This window comes from Aurantibacter sp. (assembly GCF_042094015.1).
Taxonomy (GTDB): domain Bacteria; phylum Bacteroidota; class Bacteroidia; order Flavobacteriales; family Flavobacteriaceae; genus Aurantibacter.
In genome coordinates, this window is record NZ_JBELDZ010000006.1 from 28,422 (window position 1) to 54,560 (window position 26,139).

Annotated in this window: 22 protein-coding genes; 9 read left to right on the forward strand and 13 right to left on the reverse strand. The window is 30.4% G+C overall.

Going from position 1 to position 26,139, the window contains the following annotated elements:
• Positions 1 to 69 precede the first annotated feature (69 nt).
• Genes panC through radA form a run of 5 tightly spaced genes read left to right on the forward strand, consistent with a single transcriptional unit; the run spans position 70 to position 4,791 of the window.
• Complete coding sequence (gene panC, locus ACFDSN_RS01875) at positions 70 to 918, forward strand: pantoate--beta-alanine ligase (RefSeq protein ID WP_375238124.1); 849 nt, start codon at positions 70 to 72, stop codon at positions 916 to 918.
• Between the two features lie 13 nt (positions 919 to 931).
• Complete coding sequence (gene panD / locus ACFDSN_RS01880) at positions 932 to 1,282, forward strand: aspartate 1-decarboxylase (protein ID WP_375238125.1); 351 nt, start codon at positions 932 to 934, stop codon at positions 1,280 to 1,282.
• Between the two features lie 51 nt (positions 1,283 to 1,333).
• Positions 1,334 to 2,239, forward strand: a complete 906-nt coding sequence (locus ACFDSN_RS01885; protein WP_375238126.1) for a YbhN family protein — start codon at positions 1,334 to 1,336, stop codon at positions 2,237 to 2,239.
• A 32-nt stretch (positions 2,240 to 2,271) separates the two neighbouring features.
• A complete protein-coding gene (locus tag ACFDSN_RS01890; protein WP_375238127.1) occupies positions 2,272 to 3,432 on the forward strand; it encodes an alpha/beta hydrolase in 1,161 nt (386 codons plus the stop codon).
• Entirely contained in the window at positions 3,433 to 4,791 is a 1,359-nt protein-coding gene (gene radA / locus ACFDSN_RS01895; RefSeq protein WP_375238128.1) for a DNA repair protein RadA, read from the forward strand. It abuts the gene before it with no gap.
• Between the two features lie 706 nt (positions 4,792 to 5,497).
• Here the strand turns inward: radA and ACFDSN_RS01900 are convergent.
• From ACFDSN_RS01900 to uvrC, 10 genes are all read right to left on the reverse strand, one after another.
• A complete protein-coding gene (locus ACFDSN_RS01900; protein ID WP_375238129.1) occupies positions 5,498 to 7,738 on the reverse strand; it encodes a ribonuclease R family protein in 2,241 nt (746 codons plus the stop codon).
• A gap of 220 nt (positions 7,739 to 7,958) precedes the next feature.
• On the reverse strand, positions 7,959 to 8,384 hold the full coding sequence (locus ACFDSN_RS01905; RefSeq protein WP_375238130.1) for a hypothetical protein: 426 nt from the start codon (positions 8,382 to 8,384) through the stop codon (positions 7,959 to 7,961).
• A gap of 20 nt (positions 8,385 to 8,404) precedes the next feature.
• Positions 8,405 to 10,048: a glucose-6-phosphate isomerase gene (pgi, locus tag ACFDSN_RS01910; protein WP_375238147.1), complete on the reverse strand. Its 1,644-nt coding sequence runs from the start codon at positions 10,046 to 10,048 to the stop codon at positions 8,405 to 8,407.
• 1 nt (position 10,049) lies between these two features.
• Positions 10,050 to 11,363 carry a peptidoglycan DD-metalloendopeptidase family protein gene (locus ACFDSN_RS01915; protein WP_375238131.1) on the reverse strand — a complete coding sequence of 438 codons (1,314 nt, stop codon included), beginning with the start codon at positions 11,361 to 11,363 and terminating at the stop codon, positions 10,050 to 10,052.
• Positions 11,321 to 12,244 carry a tryptophan 2,3-dioxygenase family protein gene (locus ACFDSN_RS01920; RefSeq protein ID WP_375238132.1) on the reverse strand — a complete coding sequence of 308 codons (924 nt, stop codon included), beginning with the start codon at positions 12,242 to 12,244 and terminating at the stop codon, positions 11,321 to 11,323. The genes ACFDSN_RS01915 and ACFDSN_RS01920 overlap by 43 nt, the downstream gene beginning before the upstream one ends.
• A 2-nt stretch (positions 12,245 to 12,246) precedes the next feature.
• A complete protein-coding gene (locus tag ACFDSN_RS01925; RefSeq protein ID WP_375238133.1) occupies positions 12,247 to 13,032 on the reverse strand; it encodes a DUF3108 domain-containing protein in 786 nt (261 codons plus the stop codon).
• 144 nt (positions 13,033 to 13,176) lie between these two features.
• Positions 13,177 to 14,337, reverse strand: a complete 1,161-nt coding sequence (hppD, locus tag ACFDSN_RS01930; RefSeq protein WP_375238134.1) for a 4-hydroxyphenylpyruvate dioxygenase — start codon at positions 14,335 to 14,337, stop codon at positions 13,177 to 13,179.
• A gap of 72 nt (positions 14,338 to 14,409) precedes the next feature.
• A complete protein-coding gene (locus ACFDSN_RS01935) occupies positions 14,410 to 15,570 on the reverse strand; it encodes a homogentisate 1,2-dioxygenase (RefSeq protein WP_375238135.1) in 1,161 nt (386 codons plus the stop codon).
• A 162-nt stretch (positions 15,571 to 15,732) separates the two neighbouring features.
• On the reverse strand, positions 15,733 to 17,955 hold the full coding sequence (locus ACFDSN_RS01940) for a patatin-like phospholipase family protein (RefSeq protein WP_375238136.1): 2,223 nt from the start codon (positions 17,953 to 17,955) through the stop codon (positions 15,733 to 15,735).
• Positions 17,956 to 19,746 carry an excinuclease ABC subunit UvrC gene (gene uvrC / locus ACFDSN_RS01945; RefSeq protein WP_375238137.1) on the reverse strand — a complete coding sequence of 597 codons (1,791 nt, stop codon included), beginning with the start codon at positions 19,744 to 19,746 and terminating at the stop codon, positions 17,956 to 17,958.
• 154 nt (positions 19,747 to 19,900) lie between these two features.
• Here uvrC and ACFDSN_RS01950 point away from each other — a divergent pair, with 154 nt between their 5' ends.
• From ACFDSN_RS01950 to ACFDSN_RS01965, 4 genes are read left to right on the forward strand one after another with little or no spacing between them, the layout of a single operon-like run.
• Positions 19,901 to 20,323, forward strand: coding sequence for an ATP-dependent zinc protease (locus ACFDSN_RS01950; protein WP_375238138.1), 423 nt, complete (start codon positions 19,901 to 19,903; stop codon positions 20,321 to 20,323).
• A complete protein-coding gene (rimK, locus tag ACFDSN_RS01955) occupies positions 20,323 to 21,201 on the forward strand; it encodes a 30S ribosomal protein S6--L-glutamate ligase (protein ID WP_375238139.1) in 879 nt (292 codons plus the stop codon). Before ACFDSN_RS01950 ends, rimK begins: the two co-directional genes overlap by 1 nt.
• A gap of 3 nt (positions 21,202 to 21,204) precedes the next feature.
• Positions 21,205 to 22,182: a succinylglutamate desuccinylase/aspartoacylase family protein gene (locus ACFDSN_RS01960; RefSeq protein ID WP_375238140.1), complete on the forward strand. Its 978-nt coding sequence runs from the start codon at positions 21,205 to 21,207 to the stop codon at positions 22,180 to 22,182.
• Entirely contained in the window at positions 22,175 to 22,738 is a 564-nt protein-coding gene (locus ACFDSN_RS01965) for a 5-formyltetrahydrofolate cyclo-ligase (protein ID WP_375238141.1), read from the forward strand. Before ACFDSN_RS01960 ends, ACFDSN_RS01965 begins: the two co-directional genes overlap by 8 nt.
• A gap of 126 nt (positions 22,739 to 22,864) precedes the next feature.
• On the opposite strand, the gene ACFDSN_RS01970 is transcribed toward ACFDSN_RS01965, so the two are convergent.
• From ACFDSN_RS01970 to ACFDSN_RS01980, 3 genes are all read right to left on the reverse strand, one after another.
• The gene (locus tag ACFDSN_RS01970) at positions 22,865 to 23,485 is read right to left on the reverse strand and encodes a lipoprotein signal peptidase (RefSeq protein ID WP_375238142.1); all 621 of its coding nucleotides are present in this window, start codon (positions 23,483 to 23,485) and stop codon (positions 22,865 to 22,867) included.
• 173 nt (positions 23,486 to 23,658) lie between these two features.
• Entirely contained in the window at positions 23,659 to 24,039 is a 381-nt protein-coding gene (locus tag ACFDSN_RS01975) for a TraR/DksA family transcriptional regulator (protein WP_375238143.1), read from the reverse strand.
• Between the two features lie 4 nt (positions 24,040 to 24,043).
• Positions 24,044 to 26,139 (reverse strand): class I tRNA ligase family protein (locus ACFDSN_RS01980; protein WP_375238144.1); only part of this gene is annotated, 2,096 nt, incomplete at its 5' end.

Here is a 26,139-nt window from a genome sequence, read left to right on the forward strand (position 1 = left end):
AATACAAAAATTAATGCAGTTATCGTCTTAAAATCTTAGTTTTGCACACGTTAAACTTATATTAAAACTATGATAGTTTTTGATTCAAAAGAACAATTACGAGCTGAAATTAAAGCCTTAAAAGTTAAAAACAAACGTATTGGATTTGTTCCAACAATGGGAGCTTTACACAACGGACATTTATCTTTAGTAGAGGCTGGATTTAAAAAAACGGATGTAATTGTGGTTAGTGTTTTTGTAAACCCCACACAATTTGACAATACTGAAGACTTAAAAAAATACCCAAGAACTTTAGAGCAAGACATTATTCTTTTAGAAACGGTTTCTAAAAACATTATAGTTTACGCACCAACTGTAGAAGATATTTATAGTAATAATGTGGTTTCAGAGTCTTTTTCTTTTGATGGTTTGGAGTATGAAATGGAAGGAAAGTTTAGGGATGGACACTTTAATGGTGTTGGAACTATTGTAAAAAGTCTTTTAGAAATTGTTACTCCAGAATATGCTTTTTTTGGCGAAAAAGATTTTCAGCAACTTCAAATTATTAAAAAATTAGTAGAAAAACATAAAATTCCTGTAAAAATAATAGGTTGTAAAATACATAGAGAAACCAATGGTTTAGCCATGAGTTCTAGAAATATCCGTTTAACCAAAGAGCACAAAATTGAGGCTCCTTTTATTTACAAAATTTTAAAAGAAGCTAAACTTAAATTTGGCACAAAAAGTGCTAATAAAGTTACGGAGTGGGTAACTAAAGAATTTGAAAAAAACAACTTATTAAATTTAGAGTACTTCATAATTGCAGATACAAAAACACTTAAAACCGTTAAAAGAAAACATAACAAAAACACTTATAGAGCATTTATTGCTGTCTATGCAGGAAAAATTAGACTAATAGACAATATTGCTTTAAATTAATTATCTTTGAACCATGCAAGTAACAGTAGTAAAATCTAAAATTCACAGGGTAAAAGTAACAGGTGCAGATCTAAATTACATTGGTAGTATAACTATTGATGAAGATTTAATGGATGCAGCTAACATTGTTCGTGGTGAAAAAGTCCAAATTGTAAACAATAACAACGGAGAACGCCTAGAAACCTATGCAATTCCTGGCCCAAGAAAAAGTGGTGAAATTACATTAAATGGAGCGGCTTCTAGAAAAGTTGCAAAAGGAGATATATTAATTCTTATTACTTATGGGGTTATGGATATGGAGTCTGCAAAAGTATTTCAGCCAAGTTTAGTGTTTCCAGATGAAGCAACTAACCTTTTAAAATAAACATTGAAAACTTCACTTATAAAATTACTAAAAATCACACTCCCAATTTTATTGGGAGTTTTTTTAATATGGTATTCTTTACAAAGCGTACCACTTTCTACAATTATAGATTATTGGAATAAAGCAGATAAATCTTGGATACTTTTAGGTGTTTTTTTAGGACTATTGAGCCATTTATCTCGAGCATATCGCTGGTTGTTTATGTTAGAACCTTTAGGGTATAAAGTAAAATTTAGCAATAGTCTTATGGCTGTTTTTGCTACATATTTAATTAATTATACTATTCCTAGAGCGGGAGAAGTTGCTAGAGCTTCCATTTTAACAAATTATGAAGGTGTTACTTTTGAAAAAGGCTTTGGAACTATTGTAGCAGAAAGAGTAGCAGATTTAATTATAATGTTAATAATAATAACAATTACATTATTTTTAGAATTCGATTTTATTTTTCAGTTTTTCTCAGAAAGATTCAATCCTTTTAAAATTATTATAAGCCTTTTAATTACTTTGTTTTTGGTCGTGTTTTTAATTTATTATATTAAAAAAAGCACCTCAAAAATCGCATTAAAAATCAAAAAATTTACAATCGGATTAATAGAAGGTGTTTTAAGTATTTTTAAAATGAAGAAAAAATGGGCCTTTATTTTTCATACTTTTTTTATTTGGGGAATGTATGTTGCTATGTTTTATGCCACAAGTCAAGCAATTCCAGAATTACAAAACATACCTTTTGGTGCTATTTTAATAGGTTTTATTTCTGCAAGTTTTAGTATTGCAGCCACTAATGGTGGCATAGGATCTTATCCTGTAGCTGTTTTTGCAGCTTTCTCAATTTTTAGTATTACTAAAGATCCTAGTTTTGCTTTTGGATGGATTATGTGGGCTTCACAAACAGCAATGATTATTGTTTTTGGTGGTTTATCTTTAATTTTATTACCTATTTTAAACAAAAAAAAATAATTTGTACATTGCTGTACACTAAAAAAAATAATATGAAATCAATTTCAACACTTGTTATATTGCTTTTAAGCATAACTTTTAGTTTTGCTCAAACACTCCACAAAAACATAGAATCTGAAATTTTAGGTGAAACTAGGGAATTAAAAATTCAAGTTCCTAGAGGTCATGATGCTTATGAAAATGATGGGAAAAAATACCCGCTTATAGTTGTTTTAGATGGCGATTATCTTTTTGAGGTTGTTGCTGGGAACGTAGATTATTATTCTTTCTGGGATGATATGCCCAACTCTATTGTTGTTGGTATTAACCAAAGTGAAAATAGAAACACAGATTTAATGTACGACGAAGTAAATTCTTTACCAGTAGAAGGTGGAAATAAATTTATGAATTTTGTTATGGAAGAAGTTTTACCTTATATGGACGAGAATTTCAACTTAGAAAAATTTAAAATGGTCGTTGGTCATGGTAAATCTGCAAATTTTGCTAACTATTTTATGCTTAAAAAAGAAAGTCAACCGACCTTTCAATCTTTTGTTGTTATTGCGCCAGATTTTGCTCCAGAAATGCCAAGTTGGATAGGCGAAGTTATTCCAAAAACCGAAACTAAATTGTTTTACTATTTAGCTACCTCTACAAACGATATTCCTAAATTTAAAGAGCAAACAGAAGCATTAGCAACAACTTTAGAAGCTGTAGATAATAACAATGTTTTTTTTAATTCTGATACCTTTGATGGTCCATCTCATTATTCTTTACCAGCGCACTCTATTGCAAAGGCACTAGAAAGTACCTTTTTAGTGTATCAGCCTATTTCTAAAAAAGAATACAAAGAGGTTATTACAAAGTTGAGTGGTTCTCCTGTTGAGTATTTAGTTGAAAAATATCAAACTATTAAAGATTTATTTGGTATTGATAAACAAATTCTAATTAACGATTTTAGAGCTATTTATTCAGCAATTAGAAAATCTGAAAAATGGGAACCTTTAGAGGAATTAGCTAAAATTGCAAAAAAACAATATCCTGATACTAACTTGAGCTTATATTTTAAAGCGCGATTTTACGAAGAAACTTTCGAACCAAAAAAAGCTTTAAAAGCTTACCAAGCGGCTTACGTTATGGAAGAAAGTCCATTTATGAATAAAGACGAAGTTTTAGAAAAAATTGATGAAATAAAAGCAGAATTCGGACTGTAAATGGCAAAACTTAAATCGGCATTTTTTTGTCAAAATTGTGGATCTCAATTTGCAAAATGGCAAGGTCAATGTACGTCTTGTAAAGAATGGAATACTATAGTTGAAGAATTAATTTCTAAGCCCGAAAAAAGCGATTGGAAATCTACAACAACTGTTAAAACCAAAAACGCCAAACCGCTTTTAATTCACGAAATAGATTCCGCAAAAGAAGCTCGTTTAGATACGTTTGATGGCGAATTTAATCGTGTGCTTGGTGGCGGATTAGTTCCTGGGTCTTTAACACTTCTTGGTGGAGAACCTGGAATTGGAAAAAGTACACTTTGCCTACAAATTGCATTAAAATTACCTTATAAAACACTTTATGTTTCTGGTGAAGAAAGTCAGAAGCAAATAAAAATGCGCGCAGAACGTATTAATCCAATTAACGATACCTGTTTTATTCTAACCGAAACTAAAACGCAACATATATTTAAGCAAATTGAGGCTTTGCAGCCAGATATAGTTGTTATAGATTCTATACAAACCTTACAAAGCGATTATATAGAGTCTTCTGCAGGAAGTATTTCTCAAGTTAAAGAATGCACTACAGAGCTTATAAAGTTTGCTAAAGAAACTAATACACCAGTTATTTTAATTGGACATATTACCAAAGACGGAAATATTGCTGGTCCAAAAATTTTGGAACATATGGTAGATACAGTACTTCATTTTGAAGGCGATAGAAACCACGTATTTAGAATTCTAAGAGCCAACAAAAATCGTTTTGGTTCTACTAACGAGCTTGGTATATACGAAATGCAAGGTTCTGGTTTAAGAGAAGTGTCTAATCCAAGTGAAATTCTAATTTCAAAAAAAGACGAAGAACTTTCTGGAAATGCTATTGCAGCAACTCTAGAAGGCGCAAGACCTTTAATGATAGAAGTTCAAGCCTTAGTTAGCACAGCTGTTTACGGAACACCTCAACGTAGTGCAACAGGTTTTAATGCCAAGCGTTTAAATATGTTATTAGCCGTTTTAGAAAAACGTGCTGGTTTCCGATTAGGTGCAAAAGATGTCTTTTTAAATATTACTGGCGGCATAACTGTAGACGATCCAGCTATAGATTTAGCAGTTGTTGCAGCTATTTTATCTAGTAACGAAGATGAAGCTTTACAAAGCGATTTTTGTTTTGCTGCCGAAGTTGGTTTGTCCGGAGAAATTAGACCTGTACAACGTGTAGAGCAACGTATTATTGAAGCTGAAAAATTAGGGTTTTCAACCATTTTTGTGTCTAAATACAACAAGATTACTATTAAGCCAAAAGCCATTAAAATTCAATTAATTTCTAAAATTGAAGATGTGGTTAATTATTTGGTTTAGATTTTATAATCGAATTATTAGAGGGTAATGATGTATTAGAAATACCATATCTATGATCTCAAAATTTAAAAAAAAGTTTGTATACACAACACTGGTATACGTTCAATTTGCAATTCAATTATTAATCGGAATTTACGTAAGTGTAGGGTATAAAGATTTATTTTCTTCTGAAATACTTTCAATGTTCTTACCTCATTATTTAATTGTATACAACATATATAATATGCCTTATTCTATATTGAGCTTGTTATTAGTTCCTACATTTTTATATTTCATAAAAAAGAAAATTAATTCAAATTATGTAAAAAGCCCAATTGTTTTTATTTTAATAATAATATCTCTATATGCTTTATTAACTTTATTAAGCTACATAGTACATTTATTTTATGATGGTTATATATTTAAAGATTTGTATACTTGGCCTATAGATAATTCTAAAAATGAATTTAAAAGATTCTTTGCTTCGTATTTACTTGGTAATATAATATTTGGAGTATTATTTACATTTGTATTCAAACGTTTTATAACAACTAAAGTTATTCTGGATTGATTTTTTTATAAACAAGAAGAACTCAAAACAAAACCCACTTTAAATTAAAGTGGGTTTTTTATTTTATTAATTAGAACCGTTTTCCATTATTATAGATTCTGCCTCGTGGCGCAGAATGACAAAAATAACGTCTAACCACTACTAACTAATGATTAATTACTCTGGTTTTCCAACTAAAGTAAAATCTAAATGTTTTTTAACTAAGTCAGCTTTTTTAACTTTTACAATAACCTCATCTCCTAATTGGTATTTGATTTTTGTTTTCTGTCCAATAATAGAATAGGTATCTGCATCAAACTGGTAATAATCTCCTTTAATATCTCCGGTTCTTACCATTCCTTCGCATTTATTTGAGATAATTTCTACATAAATTCCCCATTCTGTAGCTCCAGAAATAACCCCAAGAAATTCTTCGTCTTGATGATCTTGCATAAACTTAACTTGCATATATTTTATGCTATCTCGTTCTGCTTTTGTTGCTAAACCTTCCATATTAGAAGAATGTTTACATTTTTCTTGGTACGCATCTGCACTAGCACTTTTTTCGCCATCTAAATAACGTTGTAATAGTCTATGTGCCATAACATCTGGATAACGTCTAATTGGCGATGTAAAATGGCTGTAATGATCGAAAGCTAATCCGTAGTGACCAATATTCTTAGTGGTATACTCTGCTTTACTCATAGTACGTATGGTTAAGGTATCAACTAAGTTCTGCTCTTTTCTACCATTTACATCTTTTAAAAGGTTGTTTAGAGAATCTGTAGTGGACTTTCTATTTTTAAAGTCTAATTTATACCCAAATTTTGAAACTACGTTTTTAAGCGACTCTAATTTAGAATCATTTGGTTCGTCATGAACTCTGTAAACAAATGTTTTTTCTGGTTTTTGCTTTCCTATAAATTCTGAAACCTTACGGTTTGCCAATAACATAAATTCTTCAATTAATTTATTAGCATCTCTACTGGTTTTAAAGAATACACCAACTGGGTTTGCTTCTTGATCTAAATTGAATTTTACTTCAACTTTATCGAAAGAAATTGCACCATCATTCATACGTTTACCACGCATAATTTTAGCCAATTCGTCTAATTTTAAAGTGGCTTGCGCAACTTCTGTAGAAGTTTGGTATTCTTTTCCTGTTAAAGATACTTCTACAGGAATGGTAGTGTCTATTTTATTTGGATTATTAATAACATCGGCTTTGTTTAAGTCGGCATTATTTTCTATAATAGCTTGAGCTTCTTCATATGCAAAACGTGCATCAGAATACGTTACTGTTCTACCAAACCAAGAGTTTAAAATTTCGGTTTTGTTATTCATTTCAAATACAGCAGAAAATGTGTATTTTTCTTCGTGTGGTCGCAAACTACAAGCACCATTACTTAATACTTCTGGTAACATTGGAACTACTCGATCTACTAAATAAACAGATGTTGCACGTTCGTAAGCTTCATCGTCTAAAATAGTGCCTTCTTTTAAGTAATGTGATACATCTGCAATATGAATTCCTATTTCGTAATTTCCGTTTTCTAAGACTTTAAACGATAAGGCATCATCAAAATCTTTTGCATCTTTTGGATCTATAGTAAAAGTTAAAGTCTCGCGCATATCTCTACGCTTGGCAATTTCTTCTGGTTTTATTTCTAAATCTATTTGATTGGCATAGTCTTCTACTTCTTTAGGAAATTCTGCAGGCAAGCCATATTCTGCTAAAATAGAATGAATTTCTGTGCTATGTAATCCTGGTTTACCAAGTACTTTTATAATCTTTCCGTTTGGCGATGATGATTTTGCTGGCCATTCTTCCAATTTAACTAATACTTTATCGCCATCTTCGGCTTTGAGTGTTTTATTAATTGGCACAAAAATATCTGTTGGCATTTTATGATCGTCTGGAACAACAAATGCAAAGTTTTTCTTTTCGTGAATTTGAACAACACCAACAAACTCGGTTTTATTTCGGGTAATAATATTTGTGATTTCACCTTCCATACGTCCGTTTTTTTTACGTTTGTATATGTAAAGTTCTACCTCATCTCCATTTAATCCTTTATTTACGTTATTAGATGCTATAAAAATATCATCTTCAAATTCGTCGCAAATCACATATCCAGAGCCTTTACTAGTAAGGTCTAATATTCCTGTGTAATACTCTGTATTGTTTATAGCTTTAAATTTTCCTCGATCTACTTCTTCTATCTCTTCTTTAGCCTTAAGTTGAGCTAGTTTTTTTATGATTTGATTTCGTCCGCTTGCATCTGTTATTTTTAATTTAGCTGCAATTTGTTTGTAATTATAAGGTGTGTTTCTGTCCTTTTTTAAAATACTTAATATAGTATCTGAAAGGTTTGATATTTTATTGTGAGAAGGTTTTCTCGTTTTCTTTTTACTCATGTAATTTTTAATGTAATGAATTCCTAAGTTATTGGAATTTTTGTGATTTATATCAATAAAATAATTGATTTTTAATAGCAATTAGAAGAAGATGTTTTGCTATTTGTTTATGCAAAGCTACGTTTTTAATATTAAATCAACGTTTCCTTAATATTAAGTTACTAAAAAAAGCCAACTCAATTAGGTTGGCTTTTAAGATATAATTAAATGTTTTACTTCATTAAAATAACTTTGCCCAAGGAATTTTAGCACAAACTAGCAATAAAGCAATACTATAAAAAATGGCTATTTTCTTTAATTTCCCAGCTGAAGTTAACTGTTTTTTATGCTTAGAATAACCCATTGTAATGAATACAACAGCCAAAACCATTGCAATTGGATGTTCAACAACGTTAGAACGCATTACTGAGTTCTTCATAATTTCTCCCATAGACATTTCAGAGAAATAATCTGCAACAACCCACAATACAATTCCCATTAATAATTGAATATGGGAAACAATTAATGTAAATAATGAAACTCTAAAATCTCTTGGTTCGTATTCCTTTTTTCCAATCGTTTTAAAAATAGCGTTAAACGCTGCTAAAACTAAAACTAATAAGGTTAAATAAGCCCAATATTGATGTAATACTTTTACTGTTTCCATAGTGTTGCGTTAGTTTTTGGTTATCTAAATTGTTTAAAATGTTTAATTAATTGTTGTGTAGAGGCGTCATGATCCTCTAAATTTTCATTTTCTAAATCTTTTAAAATAGTACTCGCTAATTCTTTTCCTAATTCCACTCCAAATTGATCGTAACTAAAAATATTCCAGATTACACCTTGTACAAATATTTTGTGCTCGTACATAGCAATTAGTTTACCAAGACTTTCTGGTGTTAATTTATTGATGAAAATTGAATTTGTTGGTTTATTACCTTCAAAAAACTTAAAAAATTTCAGCTTTTCTTTTACCTCTTGAGGTCTATTTAATGTTTCTAATTCTGTTAAAACTTTTTCTTTAGTTTTTCCTTTATATAAAGCTTCAGTTTGCGCAATAAAATTAGAAATTAATTTATCCTGATGTTCTTGATTTCCATGTAAAGACTTAGCAAAACCTATAAAGTCTACAGGTACTAGTTTTGTTCCTTGATGTATTAATTGAAAAAAAGCATGTTGTGAGTTAGTTCCTGGTTCTCCTAAAATTAATGTTCCTGTTTGGTAACCAATTTTGTCTCCGTTTCTATCTACGCTTTTTCCATTACTCTCCATAACGCCTTGTTGCAAGTAAGTTGCAAACTGGTTTAAATATTGTGAGTAAGGAATTACGGCTTCGCTTTCTGCATTAAAAAAATTATTATACCAAACACTTAATAAGGCTAAAACTACAGGGATATTTTGATCTAAATCTGTGCTTTTAAAATGATTATCCATTTTATTAGCGCCTTTTAAAAGCAAATCAAAATTTTTATAACCAATAGCTAAACTAATTATTAATCCAACAGAACTCCATAAAGAAAATCGTCCACCAACCCAGTTCCACATTGGAAATATACTGTTAGTGTCTATTCCAAATTCTTCAGCTTTTTCTTTGTTAGTAGAAACTGCAACAAAATGTTTAGAAACCTCTTTTTGTGTTGCGTGGGTTAAAAACCAATCTCTTAATGTATTTGCATTAGTTAAGGTTTCCTGTGAAGTAAACGTTTTAGATACAATTATAAAAAGTGTTGTTTCTGGATTAAGTTTTTTTATCACTTCGTTTACGTGATCACCATCAACATTACTTACAAAGTGTGTGTTTAAATGATTTTTATAATATTGTAGCGATTCTACAACCATTGCAGGTCCTAAGTCTGATCCGCCAATACCAATATTTACTATATCTGTAAAAGATTTGTTGGTGTAACCTTTTCGCTCACCAGAAACAATTTGATTAGTAAATGTTTCTATTTTAGATTTTACGTCGTGAATTTCGGGAACTATATTTTTTCCGTCTACAAAAATTTTATCTGATATAGGTGTTCTTAAAGCTGTATGTAAAACAGATCGTTCTTCTGTTTCATTAATAATATCTCCTTGAAATTGAGCTTTAATAGCTTCTTTTAAATTGACTTCTTTTGCTAAGTTTTGAAGTAATTCTAAGGTTTCTTGTGTAATTCTATTTTTAGAGTAATCTACTAAAAAATCATCCCACTTAATGGTTAGGTTTTCTGCTCTTAAAGGTTCTTTTTCAAATAAAGATGTCATTTTAAGATTTTTTACACTAATGTAGTGCTTAAGTAAATCTTTCCAGGCTTTGGTTTTTGTTGGATTTATTTTTGATAGACCCATTTTAGTTAATCGTTGTGATTTGATTGCTTTCATCTAAATCAATATCTATAACTTCATCATCAAAAGGTACATCATCTAATTGTGTCTTTATTGGCTTAATAAAGTCTAGGTATTCTGCTTTTAATTTTTCCGATATTGGTTCTGCTTCTGGTAATTTTTGTTTAAACGGATCTACTTGTACTCCATTTTTCCAAAAACGATAGCAGACATGAGGTCCAGAGGTGTTTCCTGTCATTCCAACCCAACCAATAATATCTCCTTGCTTGACAAACTCACCAACTTTTACTTTACGCTTTTTCATGTGTAAATATTGAGTGGAATAAGTGCTGTTATGCTTTATTTTAACATAATTCCCATTACCTCTTGTGTAACTAGACTTAGAAACGGTTCCATTTGCAGTTGCCACAATTGGTGTGCCAATAGCAGCAGTAAAATCGGTCCCTTTATGTGGTCTAATTTTGTTACCATAAATAGCAATTCTTCTTCTTAAATTGTATCGAGATGAAATACGCTTAAATGCAACTGGCGCTTTTAAAAATGCACGACGAAGGTTTTTAGCTTCTTCATTGAAATAATCTTTTAACCCTAAAATAGAATCTGTTTTAAACTCAAAAGCATAAAAAGGTTCATTATTATGCTCAAAATACGCTGCTTTAATATTATGTATTCCGGCGTAAATACTATCGTCTATATACTTTTCTGTGTAAATAACTTTAAACTTATCGTTCTTTTGAAGTCTTGTAAAATCTATAGTCCACGCATAAATATCGGACATTTTATAAGCTAAATTAAAGCTAATACCTTTATCGTCTAAAGCTTCGGATATTGTAGATGTAATGCTGGCGGATACTTCTCGTTCCACATACTTAATGGGTTTTGTACTTTTATAAGCATAAACAGAATCCTTAAGGTTAATTACTACATAATCTTCTTTGTTTGGTTGATAAATAAAGCTAGTTGGTTTCTGTAAAGAATCTTTACTACATAATAATGTAAACGGTTTACCAACTTGTAAGCGCCTAATATCGTAAGTGTCCTTAATCTTCTCAACAATATTATAAACCTCTGTGAAAGAAACGTGGTTTTTATCTAATATAGCTCCAAAAGTATCACCCGTTTTTATGGTATCTTTTTTAACAATAAAATCATCTAACTTAAAACCAAATTCGTATAAAGAAGCTGCTTTAACCGTTGCAATTTCATTTGTTTTGATTCCATCTTGATTTACATCATCTTTACAACTAAATAGGGCAAAAAATAACACGGTTAGTGTTATAAATTTTTTCCCCAATCTTCTCTTTCTTGTTCGCTCCATAGTTCTGGGAAAAATATTCTTCTTTGGTATTTTGGGTGCATGTATTTTGTCCAATCACTTCCGCCAGTGGCTTCGGTAATTTCTCCTCCATTTGTTAAGTAATGTTTTGCAGCATTATAGTGTGCCATTACCCAAGTAACGTTAACTGTGTAATCGTAATGCCTCATAGCATCAACCAAACCTTTGTCTTCTTTAATTTTAGATGGTAATGCTTTAAAAATTGACCATAAGTTTCTAGTGCGATAAGTTTTTCCAAACCTTAACAGTTCGTTTTTATATCTATCTTCAAAAGAAGTTAGCATATAGTTTTTCTTACCAGTTTTAAAATCTTTTCCAGCTGCTTGCCAATACAAATCTTCAAAAGCGTCTTCTAGCTTAACATCTTTAGGTGTCTTGTTTCTAAAACGATTATCTACGAGGTTTATTATTTCTGTTGATGCAAATTCTATTTTACGGTATTGTTCACTTTGATAACCACTTGCAGGAGTTAGTGTGTCTCTAAACTTCATATATTGTTTTAAATCCATACCATCTTGCATAACAGTAAAAGAAGATGCCAACATATCAAAATAACGACTAACACGAGATAAGCGTTCTTTAAAAAACTCTGCACTAATGTTTTTTTCTGAAGCTAATTGTTCTAATTCCCAAAGCATCATTTTAAACAACAACTCGTTAACTTGATGGTACATTAAAAAAACCATTTCATCAGGTAAGCCAGTTCTTTGTGTTTGTAAACTTAGTAACGCATCTGTATTAATATAATCCCAATAAGTAATAGGTTTACTATGTAACAAACCGTCTAGATGTGTATCTAAATCTTGATCTATTTTGTTATATTTCTTATCTAATTGAGATAAAACGTCTTGATGATTGCTCATAATTAATCTACAATAATTTTAAATGGATATTTTAAACCTTTAAAAGCCTCTAAATCAGCCCTTAAAGAACCTACTGCTAAATCTGCTTTGATACGCAAAGGTATCTTATTTTTATCATTTGAAACCCATAAAGTTAAGCTTTCTTCTTCTTTAAAAACACGACCTGCCATTACATAAGGCCTAAATTTTAGAGATTCTACTTTTCCAAAAGGTGTTTCAATGGTTTCTAACCCTAAATACTTAAGTTTAAAACCATAACTTTCTTCATCAAAAAACATATCTAAACCTACTTGGTCGTTAACCTTTAAGTTCTTAATATCTAACTTATTTCGTAAATAATAAAACGTAGAAACCATATCTTGAACATTTGGTTTTGTTTTTAGTGTTTTAGACTTTTTTGTTTCATTATTTTTAATAAACACTTTTTGATTTTTTTGATCAAAATCTAATTCTAAATCCTTTGTATGTCCACCTTCATCTATTTTTCTAATGAATTTATATGGAAGGTTTGTGTTTTTATCAAAATAGCTTTCGTACCTGTCTTCAACTTTAAAAAACCATTTAATTGCACCTGTTGTCCAGCCTTTACCAACAACATGGAATACAGGTTTCTCGTTTAGTGTTGTTTCGTTTACTTGTAAAGTTGCGTTTCCCGCCTTGAAAAAACCACTATAACTCATTTTAAATTTAAACCATTCTCCAGCTTTAAATGAGTCTATTTTTTCTTGTGAATATCCTACTGATACAAAACTAATTGCAAGACATAGTATTAATATTAATTTTTTCATAATTATTAGGTATTAAATCAAACAACATATAAATATGGCTTGAAGGTTCTAATAGTTTAATTTGCAATTACTATTCCAAAAATATGAAACAAAAAAGCATCATTAGTAAATTAATGATGCTTTTTTAATAATTTAATTTAAAATTTATAGTGTTCCTCTTTTTTCTTGTTCTCTTTCGATAGATTCGAAAAGGGCTTTAAAATTTCCTGCTCCAAAACCTTGTGCTCCCATTCTTTGTATTATTTCAAAGAAAAGTGTCGGTCTATCTTCTACTGGTTTAGTGAAAATTTGAAGTAAATAACCTTCTTCGTCTGCATCTATCATAATAGATAATTTTTGAAGTTCATTAATATCCTCTTTCATCATATCCATATGAACGCCTAAACGGTTTGGAATATCATCATAATATGTTTGTGGTGGTGGTGGTAAAAACTCTATTCCTCTTGCTTTTAACTGAGAGACTGTTTTAATAATATCATCTGTTGCAACCGCAATGTGTTGTACGCCAGAACCTTCATAAAAATCTAAATATTCTTCTATTTGAGATCGCTTTGCTGCTTTTGCTGGCTCATTAATTGGAAACTTTATTCGTCCGTTTCCATTACTCATTACCTTACTCATTAAAGCAGAATACTCAGTATGGATTTGTTTGTCATCAAAAGATAAAAAGTTAACAAACCCCATAACGTCTTCGTACCACTTAACCCAAACATCCATTTGATTCCAACCTACATTACCAACCATGTGATCTATATATTTTAAACCTGTTGGTTCTGGATTGTAATCGGATTTCCATTCTACAAATCCTGGCATAAATGTACCGCTATAATTTTTACGCTCTACAAACATATGTACAGTTTCACCATAAGTATAAATTCCAGCTCTAACCACTTCACCAAATTCATCTTTTTCAACTACAGGTTCTAAATAAGATTTTGCACCTCTTTTTATAGTTTCTTCGTAAGACTTACGAGCGTCATCAACCCAAAGAGCAACAATCTTTACTCCGTCACCGTGCTTTACAATATGGTCGTTTATTGGTGATTTACTATTTAATGGTGTTGTTAATACTAACCGTATTTTATCTTGTTTTAGCACATAACTTACAGATTCTTTAGATCCTGTTTCTAATCCTTTATAAGCATAAGATTGAAATCCAAATGCTGTTTTGTAAAAATGTGCTGCTTGTTTTGCATTTCCAACATAAAACTCTACATAATCTGTTCCTAATAAAGGTAAAAAATCTTGTGCTCCTTCAAATATTTTTTCTAAACCGTAGTTTACTGATTTTACTTCTTTTGCCATCTTTTTTAATTTGATGATTTAATTTTTTTAATTTGAAAGTATTTCAAATTAGTTTATCTTATTGTGTTTATTTTAATGCTCTAACCAAGACTTATAATAGTCTTCATCTGCTATTTTCATAGCTTCATTTGTAACCATAAGTGGCTTAAAAGTATCTACCATTACAGCCAACTCTTCTGTTTCAGTTTTCCCAATGCTTCGTTCTGCTGCTCCTGGATGAGGTCCGTGAGCTATTCCTGCGGGATGTAATGAAATATGTCCTGCTTCTACATCATTTCTACTCATAAAGTCACCATCTACATAATATAAAACTTCATCTGCATCAATATTACTATGGTTATATGGTGCCGGAATTGATAAAGGGTGATAATCATAAAGTCTAGGTACAAATGAACAAATTACAAATGCTGATGTCTCAAAAGTTTGATGGATTGGTGGCGGTAGATGAATTCTTCCTGTTATAGGTTCAAAATCATGAATTGATAAAGCATATGGGTAATTAAAACCATCGTATCCAACTACATCAAAAGGATGAGAATCATAAACCAAGTTAAAAATTTCATCTTTTTTCTTTACTTTAATTAAAAAGTCTCCTTTTTCGTTATTCGTTTCTAACTCGTAAGGACGACGAATATCTCTTTCACAATATGGTGAATGTTCTAATAATTGCCCAAACCAATTTCTGTATTGTTTTGGTGTATAAATTGGCGCGTGAGACTCTACTATAAATAACCTATTGTCCTCTGTGTCAAAATCTATTTTATAAATAATTCCACGTGGAATTATTAAATAGTCTCCGTATTTAAAATCTAGGTTTCCGTAAATTGTTCTTAATTTACCTGTTCCTTTATGGATGAAAATCATTTCATCAGAATCTGTGTTTTTATAAAAGTACTCTGTTGTCGATTTTTTTGGAGCAGCTAAAGCAATATGACAATCGGAATTTGTTAAAACAATCTTTCTGCTTTCTAAATAATCGTTTTCTGGTTTAACTTGAAAACCCCTTAACCTATAAGATTGTATATTGTTTTCTTTAGCTATTGTTGGTTTAACACTATATTGCTTTTCTATGGCTTTTACCTGTGTTGGTCTTTGCTCATGATAGCTATTTGTTGACATACCATCAAAACCAACAGTTCCAAATAACTGCTCGTAATATAAAGAACCATCTTCTTTACGAAATTGTGTGTGTCTTTTTGGTGGAATTTTCCCTAATTTATGATAAAAAGGCATGTGTTTTTATTTTGAATGATTAATACTTGTTGCGAATAATTCAAGGTCGAAAACACACGTGAATCACTCTGGATTTCTTTTGATAAGAAATTTAAGGTAAGTTAAGAGATTTTCCCAAAAATGTTTCATAGTCTTACAAATATCGTGATTTTTTTGCGATTATTAAAACCAATAACCTAAATTAAAAAACCAATAATTTCTATGTGTATCTGGAGAGTAAGTGTATTTAATTTCTACTGGTCCTAAAAAAGAATCGTACCCATAACCAAAGGCATAGCCTGTATAGCTAGGAATACTTAACCAATTAGATGTTTTAAATAAATCATTTTCTACATTAGCATAATTTGCAGATAGTATTATGTGGTTTTTTTTAAAAACCTGATAATCTAAATCAACATTTCCCATAATATAACTGTCTGCGCTTATGTTTAAATAGTCATGTCCATAAAAAGATTTAAAATTATTTATAAAATTATTTCCATAACCACCAAGTGCAAAATTTAGTGAGTTGTTATTTTCTGCGTTTATTGTTAGTCCAGCCGAACTACTTAACCTAAAAGATAATTTCTTTATTGGCGATATAGCATAACTTAATGCTGCGTTATAAATAGAAAATGGTGTGAAATTGTTATTATAGTCTGAAGAAAAAGCATAATAATTTGCATTTGCATTAAACAAAACACCTTTACTTGGAAAGAAACGATTATCGAAAGTATCGAAGCTTATTTGTCCAAATGCGCTAAAAAGACTACTGTTTTCAAATGTTGTTTTAAGTTGCGAAGTACTTGAGACTATTGTTTCTGAATTAATTTCTAATTTTTTATGTTCCAAACCTAACCTAAGCGGAAAGTTTTTTCGAAACTGAGTTTGAACAAAAAACTGATTAGTTATATCGCTATATTTTATATTTAATTTATTAACGTTAGTGTTTGCTAGATTAGCTTCGCTTAAAAAATTTTGTGCGCTTATATTTTGCTCAAACTCACTATACCTAGAATTAACACCTAAACTCCAATAAACTCCTTTATCAATAAAATAGTTAAAATTATATCGAATATTATCACCAAAAATAAGATCTAATGAGGCTATATCATTTTTAAATAATAATTTTTTCTTGGTTAAATTTAAAAGCAATCCTGTTTCATATAAACCGTCGTAATGCAGTGCTATTCTTAACAGGGTTTTCTTGTTTGACTCTACTGTATTTACATACAAATCATAACCGTCTTTATTGTTTTTAAATTCATAAAAAAAACTTTCAAAATTATTGGTTGCAATTAAATTGTTTGTGCCTTTGTTAAATTTATCGAAACTTATTTTTGAATTCTGTTCTAATTTTAATTTACTTCTTATATAAGATGTTGTATAATTTTCTTTTCCTGAAATAATAATATTTTTTATGTTTAAACTATCCGGTGTTTTTTTTATTTCAAATTTATTTGTCTGGTGTTTTGGTTTTAGTATTAATAGTTTTTTTACTTGTTTTAAGGCTGCTTTTTCTCCTTCTAAAATAATTTTTTCTCCATCACTAAAACTTACTAAGTTAAAACTTGTAATGTCTGGTTTAATATAAACATCTGTCTTTTTAGACTTGATTTTCATATTATTAATTGTTCTAAAATTATTAATTTGAAATAATATTTCTGGTGCAGAAGATAAATCTGTTCTATTTGCTAAACCATCTTGAACATCTACGCCAATAATTACATCCATTCCTTTTGCTTTAAGCTCGTCTAGAGGGTAATTATTTACCACACCACCATCTATAAGTAACTCGTTATTTATAAGTACTGGTTGAAATAAAGAAGGTAAAGCACTACTAGCTTTTACCGCTAAAGGCAAGTTGCCAGAATCTAAAACAACTTGTGTGCCATTTTCTACATTGGTAGCGATACAAAAAAATGGAATTGGTAATTTAGAAAAATCTGTTATGTTACTGTTTGGCAACATCAACCTTGTTAATATATTAAATATGTTTTGGCCTCTAGATAAAGCTGTTGGCAGCTTAACTTTAAAATTATCAAATGGTAAAGTTATAGCATACCTTTCCGAGTTTTCTCTTTCATAAGTTGTTTTAGCTTCTCTTGGAATATTATCCTGAATTAAATCGTCAAAATTTATTCTTTTGAAAATAGAGTCTAACTGCTTACCAGAATATCCGGAAGCGTACAAAGAACCAATAACCGCACCCATACTAGTACCAGCAACATAATCTATTTTAACACCTAAACTATCTATAACTTTTAACGCACCAATATGAGCAAATCCTTTTGCGCCGCCACCACTAAGTACTAATCCAATTTTTTGATCTTCAGTTTCAGAGGTTTGAGCCCTACTTAATGTAAAACTTAATGTTAGTATTAATATTAATAAAACCTGCTTCATTTAATTTTTATGAAAATACTTATATATTTTTTGTGCTCTTGCTAACCCCACTACCGCTTCTAATTCATCTAATTTTGCTTTAGAAATACGCTTATTCGATTTAAAAACTTTTATTAAATCTACAATTGTTTTTTCTCCTATACCGGAAATAGATTCCATTTCTGATATTAGAGCTCCTTTACTTCTTCTATTACGATGGTGTTCTATTCCAAACCTATGTGCTTCGTTTCTTAACTGCTGTATTATTTTAAGTGTTTCACTTTTTTTGTCTAAATATAATGGAATTGGATCATCTGGGTAAAATAACTCTTCTAAACGCTTTGCAATTCCGATAATCGCAATTTTTCCTCTTAAATTTAAAACATCTAAGCTTTTTAGAGCAGAAGATAGCTGTCCTTTTCCTCCATCAATAATTATTAATTGTGGTAAAGGTTTTTTTTCTTCTAACAAACGTTTATATCGTCTAAAAACAACTTCTTCCATACTGGCGAAATCGTCTGGTCCAACTACTGTTTTTATATTAAAATTTCTATATTCTTTTTTACTTGGTTTCCCGTTTTTAAAAACCACACAAGCTGCAACAGGATTTGTTCCTTGAATATTTGAATTATCAAAACACTCTATATGCCTTGGCTCTTCTGTTAAACGTAAATCTGTTTTCATTTGTGCCATAACTCTATTAGCATGTCTATCTGGATCTGTTATTTTAACCTGCTTAAAACGCTCTAACCTAAAATATTTTGCATTACGAATTGACAAATCTAAAATTCGTTTTTTATCACCTAATTGTGGTAAACTTACTTTTATGTTTTCGCCAACCGCTACTTTAAAAGGCACGTAAATTTCTCGAGAATTACTATTAAAACGTTCTCTAAGTTCTATTATGGCTAATTCTAATAATTCTAAATCAGTCTCTTCAAGTTTTTTCTTGATTTCTAAAGTGTGAGAACGAATAATTGAGCCATAAGAAATTTGTAAGAAATTAACATAACCAAAACTATCATCGCTTACAATACTAAAAACATCTACATTACTAATTTTTGAATTTATAATAGTGGATTTAGATTGATAATTTTCTAAAATAGAAATCTTTTCTTTTATACGTTGCGCAGCTTCAAACTCCATTTGTTCAGCTAAAAGTTTCATCTGATTTTTGAAATTTCCTAAAGAACTTTTGAAATTTCCTTTTAAAATTTCTCGTATAGCGTTTATATTTTCTTGATAGTTTTGTTCTGTTTCAAGGCTTTCGCAAGCGCCTTTACAATTCCCTAAGTGATATTCTAAACACACTTTATATTTACCTGAATTTATTTTATCAATAGCCAAGTCATACTTACAGGTTCTTAATTGATATAGTCCTTTAATTAAATCTAAAAGCGTACTTACGGTTTTTGTGCTGGTGTAGGGCCCAAAATATTCACTTCCATCTTTAATTAATCTTCTGGTAGAAAAAACACGAGGAAAACGCTCTTTTTTAATGCAAATCCAAGGATAAGTTTTATCGTCCTTAAGTAATACATTATAACGTGGTTGAAACTTTTTAATAAGGTTATTCTCTAATAAAAGTGCATCGGTTTCTGTTTCTACTACAATGTGTTTTAAATAGGCTATTTTAGATACTAGAACCCTTGTTTTTCCACTATCATGTGTTTTTGTAAAATAAGAGCTTACACGTTTTTTAAGGCTCTTAGCTTTACCAACATAAATAATAGTATCGTTTTTATCAAAGTATTGGTAAACTCCAGGTAAGTTTGGTAACGTTTTTAGTTGAAGTTCTAATTCTGGAGTCATCTTAAATAATTAAGCCAAGTAATAAGGTTTCTCAAATATAAATATTTAATTTATGCCTAACTTCAAATTTTGCAAATCAAATCGTTAAAATTAGTATAAATTTGTTTGTCTTTAATTATTGAGTAATAGTTAGCTTTAGTTTAGAAATAGTTTTATGAGCAAAAAAACGATTGGAAGAGAAGATTGTATAGATTTTCCAGAATTAAATTTAAAAGGTGTGACTTGTAAAATAGATACTGGAGCATATACAAGCTCTATACATTGCTCTAAAATTATTGAAGACGGTAATTCACTTTACTGTACGTTTTATAGTAAAGGACATCCAAATTTTAATGGAAAAGAAGTTGTTTTTAAAAATTTTACCTTCACAGATGTAAAAAGCAGTAATGGTCATATAGAAAATCGTTATAAAATTAAAACAACTACTATTTTCTTTGGAAAAACATATAAAATAAATTTAACCTTAAGCACAAGAGATGATATGAAGTTTCCCGTGTTAATTGGAAGACAATTTCTTAAGAAAAAATTCTTAGTAGATGTTGATCTTGAAAACGAATCATTTAAACAAAAAAAATAATGAACATTGTAATTTTATCACGTAATGCCAACTTGTATTCAACAAACCGTATTATTGAAGAGGCAGAAAAAGCAGGTCACAGAGTAGAAGTTATAGATCCTTTACAATGCGATATTATAATTGAAAAAGAAAAACCAACAATTTTTTACAAAGACAGACATTTAGACTACGTGGATGCTGTTATTCCTAGAATTGGTGCTTCTGTTACTTTTTATGGTTGTGCTGTTGTTAGGCAATTTGAAATGATGAATGTTTTTACAACAGTTACTAGCGATGCTATATTAAACTCAAGAGATAAGCTAAAAAGTTTACAGCGCCTAAGTAAAAAGGGAATAGGAATGCCAAAAACCGTTTTCACCAACTATTCTAGAGATGCTCGAGAGGTTATTGAACATGTTGGTGGCGCACCAGTTATTATTAAATTATTAGAAGGAACTCAAGGATTAGGAGTTGTTTTAGCAGAAACAAAAAGTGCTGCTGAATCTGTTTTAGAAGCCTTTAATGGCCTACAAGCAAGAGTGATTGTACAAGAGTTTATTAAAGAAGCAAAAGGTGCAGATTTACGTGCTTTGGTTGTAGACGGACAGGTTGTTGGTGCTATGAAACGTCAAGGAAAAGAAGGTGAATTTAGGTCTAACTTACATAGAGGTGGATCTGCAAACATTGTTAAGTTAGATGAAAGCGAACTAAAACTTGCAATGAAAGCAGCAGAAGCACTAAAACTACCGGTTTGTGGAGTAGATATGCTTCAATCTGAACGTGGTCCTTTATTATTAGAGGTAAATTCTACACCAGGCTTAGAAGGTATAGAAAAAGCCACAGGAAGAAATATTGCAAAGAGCTTAATTAAATTTATAGAGCGTAACACTAAGTCTTAAGTTATGATATATCCAAATGGTATTTTAAATATCCTTGGTAAGGCTATTAAAAAAGGAGAATCTGCAGAAGCTAAGTTTAGTGTCGCTAAATTACACACAAACACAACTGTAGATGTTCCGGTAATCATCCATAGATCGAAAAAACCTGGTCCTACAGTTCTATTTACCGCAGGAATTCATGGTGATGAGGTTAATGGCATTGAAATAGTAAGGCAGCTCATTTCAAAAAGTGTTAATAAACCTAAAATTGGAACTATTATTTGTATGCCAGTTATAAATATTTTTGGTTTTATAAATTTACAGCGCGAATTTCCTGATGGTCGTGATTTAAACCGAATGTTTCCTGGTAGTAAAACTGGATCTTTAGCAGGTAGAGTTGCACATCATTTAATGAATGAAGTTATTCCGAAAGTAGATTATATTGTAGACTTCCATACTGGTGGCGCAAACCGTTTTAATGCAGCACAAATTAGAATTCAAGCAGGAAATTCTCAACACGATGCTTTTGCCTCAATATTTGCAGCTCCTTTTGTTTTATATTCTAAAAACATTAGAAAAACCTTCAGGAACGCATGTAATAAACTTGAAATACCTGTTATTCTTTTTGAAGGAGGAAAGTCTTTGTCTTTAGATAAAGAAATTACTAAAATTGGAGTAGAAGGTTCTACACGTTTTTTAAGTCATTTAGGAATGTTAGAAGATACACATGAAGTTCCTTTAGCACAAAAGCCTGTTTTTGTAGAAGAAAGTAAATGGCTTAGAGCTAAATACTCTGGTATGTTTAAAACTGTTTTTAATGTTAATACTTATGTAGAAAAAGGTCAAATATTGGGGTTTATAACAGATCCTTTTGGGAAACTTAATCACGCAGTAAAAGCAACATATTCTGGTTATTTAATTAATGTAAACGAAACACCAATTGTTTATCAAGGTGATGCTTTATTTCACATTACCTCTAAACTAAAAGAGACTAATGACTAAAGCCGAATTACGTAAATCTTACAAATCTAAACGCGTAGCTTTAACTCATAATCAAATTGAAGATCTTAGTGTTGCAATTGCAAATCAGATTTTACAATTGCAGATTTGGGATAAAGAATATTATCACGTTTTTTTACCTATAGTAAATCAAAAGGAGATTAATACTGAATATCTTTTACACGTATTACAAGGAAAAGACAAACATTGTATTATTTCTAAAAGTGATTTTAAAGCGTTTAAAATGACTAATTTTTTACTTCAAGATAATACTAAAATAGTTGTTAATAGTTATGGAATTCCAGAACCTGTTAATGGCATAGAAATAGATAATTCTAAAATTGAAGTGGTTTTTATTCCGCTTTTAGCTTACGATATTAAAGGAAATCGTGTTGGTTACGGAAAAGGTTTTTACGATCGTTTTTTATCTGAATGTAATCCTAATTGCATAAAAATTGGTCTATCTTTTTATAAACCTGAAGAAGATATTAAAGGCGTTTTAAAAACTGATATTAAACTCGATTATTGTGTTACGCCAAATGCCATTTTTGAGTTTTAGTTTGTCTTTTTTTAATACGAAAATTAAAACCCGCTATCTAGTCATTTCGACGAATGAGAAATCGCATAGGAGTAATTACGTGAACTTAGTGTGTGATATCTCCTTCGTCGATATGACTAATGTGTTTTACTCACTAGGAAACGCCTTTCTGTTCCAGAAAATTAAAATACAAAACCCAATACTGATAGCAACATCTGCTATATTAAAAACAGGTTCGAAAAATGTAAAATATTGCCCGCCAATACTTGGAATCCATTGTGGTAAATAACCTTTCCACAACGGGAAATATAACATATCTACTACATTACCATGTAAAAGTGTATCATATCCGCCTTCTGTAGCTAAAAATGATGCAGTTTGTGTTGTGCTGTCGTTAAATAAAACACCATAAAACACAGAATCTATAATGTTTCCTAATGCACCAGCAAAAACAAAAATAAGTGCAATTACTAATATTTTTGGACCTTCTTTTTTTATTGTTTGTTGCAACCAATAGCCAATACCAACAATTGCAAACAGTCTAAAAACAGTTAAACATGTTTTTGCTGTTCTATCTTCTATAAATGGAAAAATGTCACTTAACTTAGTTCCCCAAGCCATTCCTTTATTTTCTACAAAATAAATTTTAAACCAATTAAAAACTTGAACATCTTCGCCTAAAATAAAATGTGTTTTCACATAAATTTTAGAAATCTGGTCTAAAAGTAATATGAGAATAATAAAAAATGTCGCTTTTTTTAAAGACATAAATTCATTGTTTGAAATAAGAACAGGTTATCTAAAGTTTTTAAAATCATTAAAATTCCTTTTAAGATTTAAAATTAATAATCTAAAAGAGGTTTCGACTGCGCTCAACCTGACATTAGAAAATTAATACTTTTAGATAACCTGTTTATTCGTTTTAGCAAGTATTAAAATACTTATTGCATATTTTTTGCTTCAATACTTAATGTAGCGTGAGGCACTATTTTTAAACGTTCTGTATTTATTAATTTTCCTGTAACACGACAAATACCGTATGTTTTATTTTCAATACGAATTAGCGCATTCTTTAAATCACGAATAAACTTCTCTTGTCTAATTGCCAATTGGCTATTTCGTTCTTTACTCATTACAGCACTACCATCATCAAACGACTTAAACGTTGGAGATGTATCTTCTGTACCGTTATTGTGATCGTTCATATAAGCACTCTTAATCAATTCTAAATCACGGTTTGCGTGCTCTATTTTGTCTAAGACAATTACTTTAAATTCTGCTAAATGCTCGTCTGAATATCTTTCTGTTGTTTCTGAGGCCATATTTTTAAATTTTACTGATACCTAAGGTTGTTTCTACTTCATCAAATACAACTTCTGTACCGTTATTAACATTTTCTACTAAATCAATATTGTTAGTTAATGTTTCAGCTTTAATGTATTCTAAATTAGCTTTTACAGCTTTATCTATTTGCTGTTCTTTTTTAATTTCTACATTAATTCTATCTGTTACTTCAAAACCAGAATCTTTACGTAAATTTTGAATACGGTTTACCAATTCTCTAGCAATTCCTTCTTCACGTAATTCAGCGTTTATAGTAACGTCTAGTGCCACAGTAATTGCTCCTTCATTTGCAACCAACCAACCTTCAATATCTTGAGATGTAATCTCTACATCTGTACGTTCTAAAGTAACCATTTTTCCATTACAATCAACATCTAACATGCCTTTTTGTTCAATAGTTTTAATATCGTCTGCAGTTAAACTGTTTATCTTATTGGCAATCAGTTTCATATCTTTTCCAAAACGCGGACCTAATGTTTTAAAATTAGGTTTAATTTGTTTCACTAATATGTCTGATGCATCTGTTAATATTTCAATTTCTTTAATATTAACCTCATGTTTAATTAAATCTGAAACAGCCAAAATCTCTTCTTTTTGCTGTTCAGAATCAACAGGAATCATTATTTTTTGTAATGGCTGACGTACTTTTATTTTCTCTTTTGCTCTTAATGATAACACTAAAGATGAAATAGTTTGAGCATTTTCCATTTTACGTTCTAAACTTTTATCTACAAAAGCAGGATCGAATACTGGGAAATCTGCTAAATGTACACTTTCAAACGTTTCTTTTTTAGTGGCTTTGTTTAAATCTAAATATAATCTATCCATAAAGAAAGGTGCAATTGGAGCTCCTAACTTAGCAATAGTTAACATACATGTATAAAGCGTTTGGTATGCCGAAATTTTATCAGTTTGATAATCGCCTTTCCAGAAACGTCTTCTACTTAAACGTACAAACCAGTTACTAACAAAATCTTGTGTAAAGTTAGAAATAGCTCTTGCTGCTTTTGTAGGTTCGTATTCTGCGTAAAAAGCATCTACTTTTTGAATTAATGTATGTAATTCACTTAAAATCCAACGGTCTAATTCTGGTCTTTCGTTTAAAGGAATATCTGCTTCAGAATAAGAAAAACCATCAATATTTGTATACAATTGAAAGAAAGAATACGTGTTATAAAGTGTTCCAAAGAACTTACGTTTTACTTCTTCTATACCATCTAAATCGAACTTTAAATTATCCCAAGGGTTAGCATTTGAAATCATATACCAACGTGTAGCATCTGCGCCATACGTTTCTAGCGTTGTAAATGGATCTGCTGCGTTACCCAAACGTTTAGACATTTTCTGTCCATTTTTATCTAACACTAATCCGTTAGACACTACATTTTTATAGGCTACAGAATCAAAAACCATTGTAGAAATCGCGTGAAGTGTATAAAACCAACCTCTTGTTTGATCTACGCCTTCAGCAATAAAATCTGCTGGATATGATTTATTATCGTCAATTAACTCCTTATTTTCAAATGGATAATGCCATTGAGCATAAGGCATAGAACCAGAATCGAACCAAACATCTATTAAATCGCTTTCACGTTTCATAGGTTGACCAGATGCTGAAACTAAAGTAATTTCATCAACAATATTTTTATGTAAATCTAATTTCGCATAGTTTTCTTCCGAGTTATCACCTACAACAAAATCTTCGAATATATCTTTTGCTAAAACACCAGCAGAAACTGCTTTTGCCATTTCAGCTTTTAATTCTTCTACAGAACCAATACAAACTTCTTCTTTTCCATCTTCTGTTCTCCAAATTGGTAAAGGAATTCCCCAATAACGCGAACGTGATAAGTTCCAATCGTTTGCATTTGCTAACCAGTTACCAAAACGACCTGTTCCTGTAGATTCTGGTTTCCAATTAATGGTTTTATTAAGACCATGCATTCTATCTTTAACATCGGTAATTTTAATAAACCAAGAATCTAACGGATAGTATAAAATTGGTTTATCTGTACGCCAACAGTTTGGATAACTGTGCTTGTATTTTTCAACCTTAAAGGCTTTGTTTTCTGTTTTTA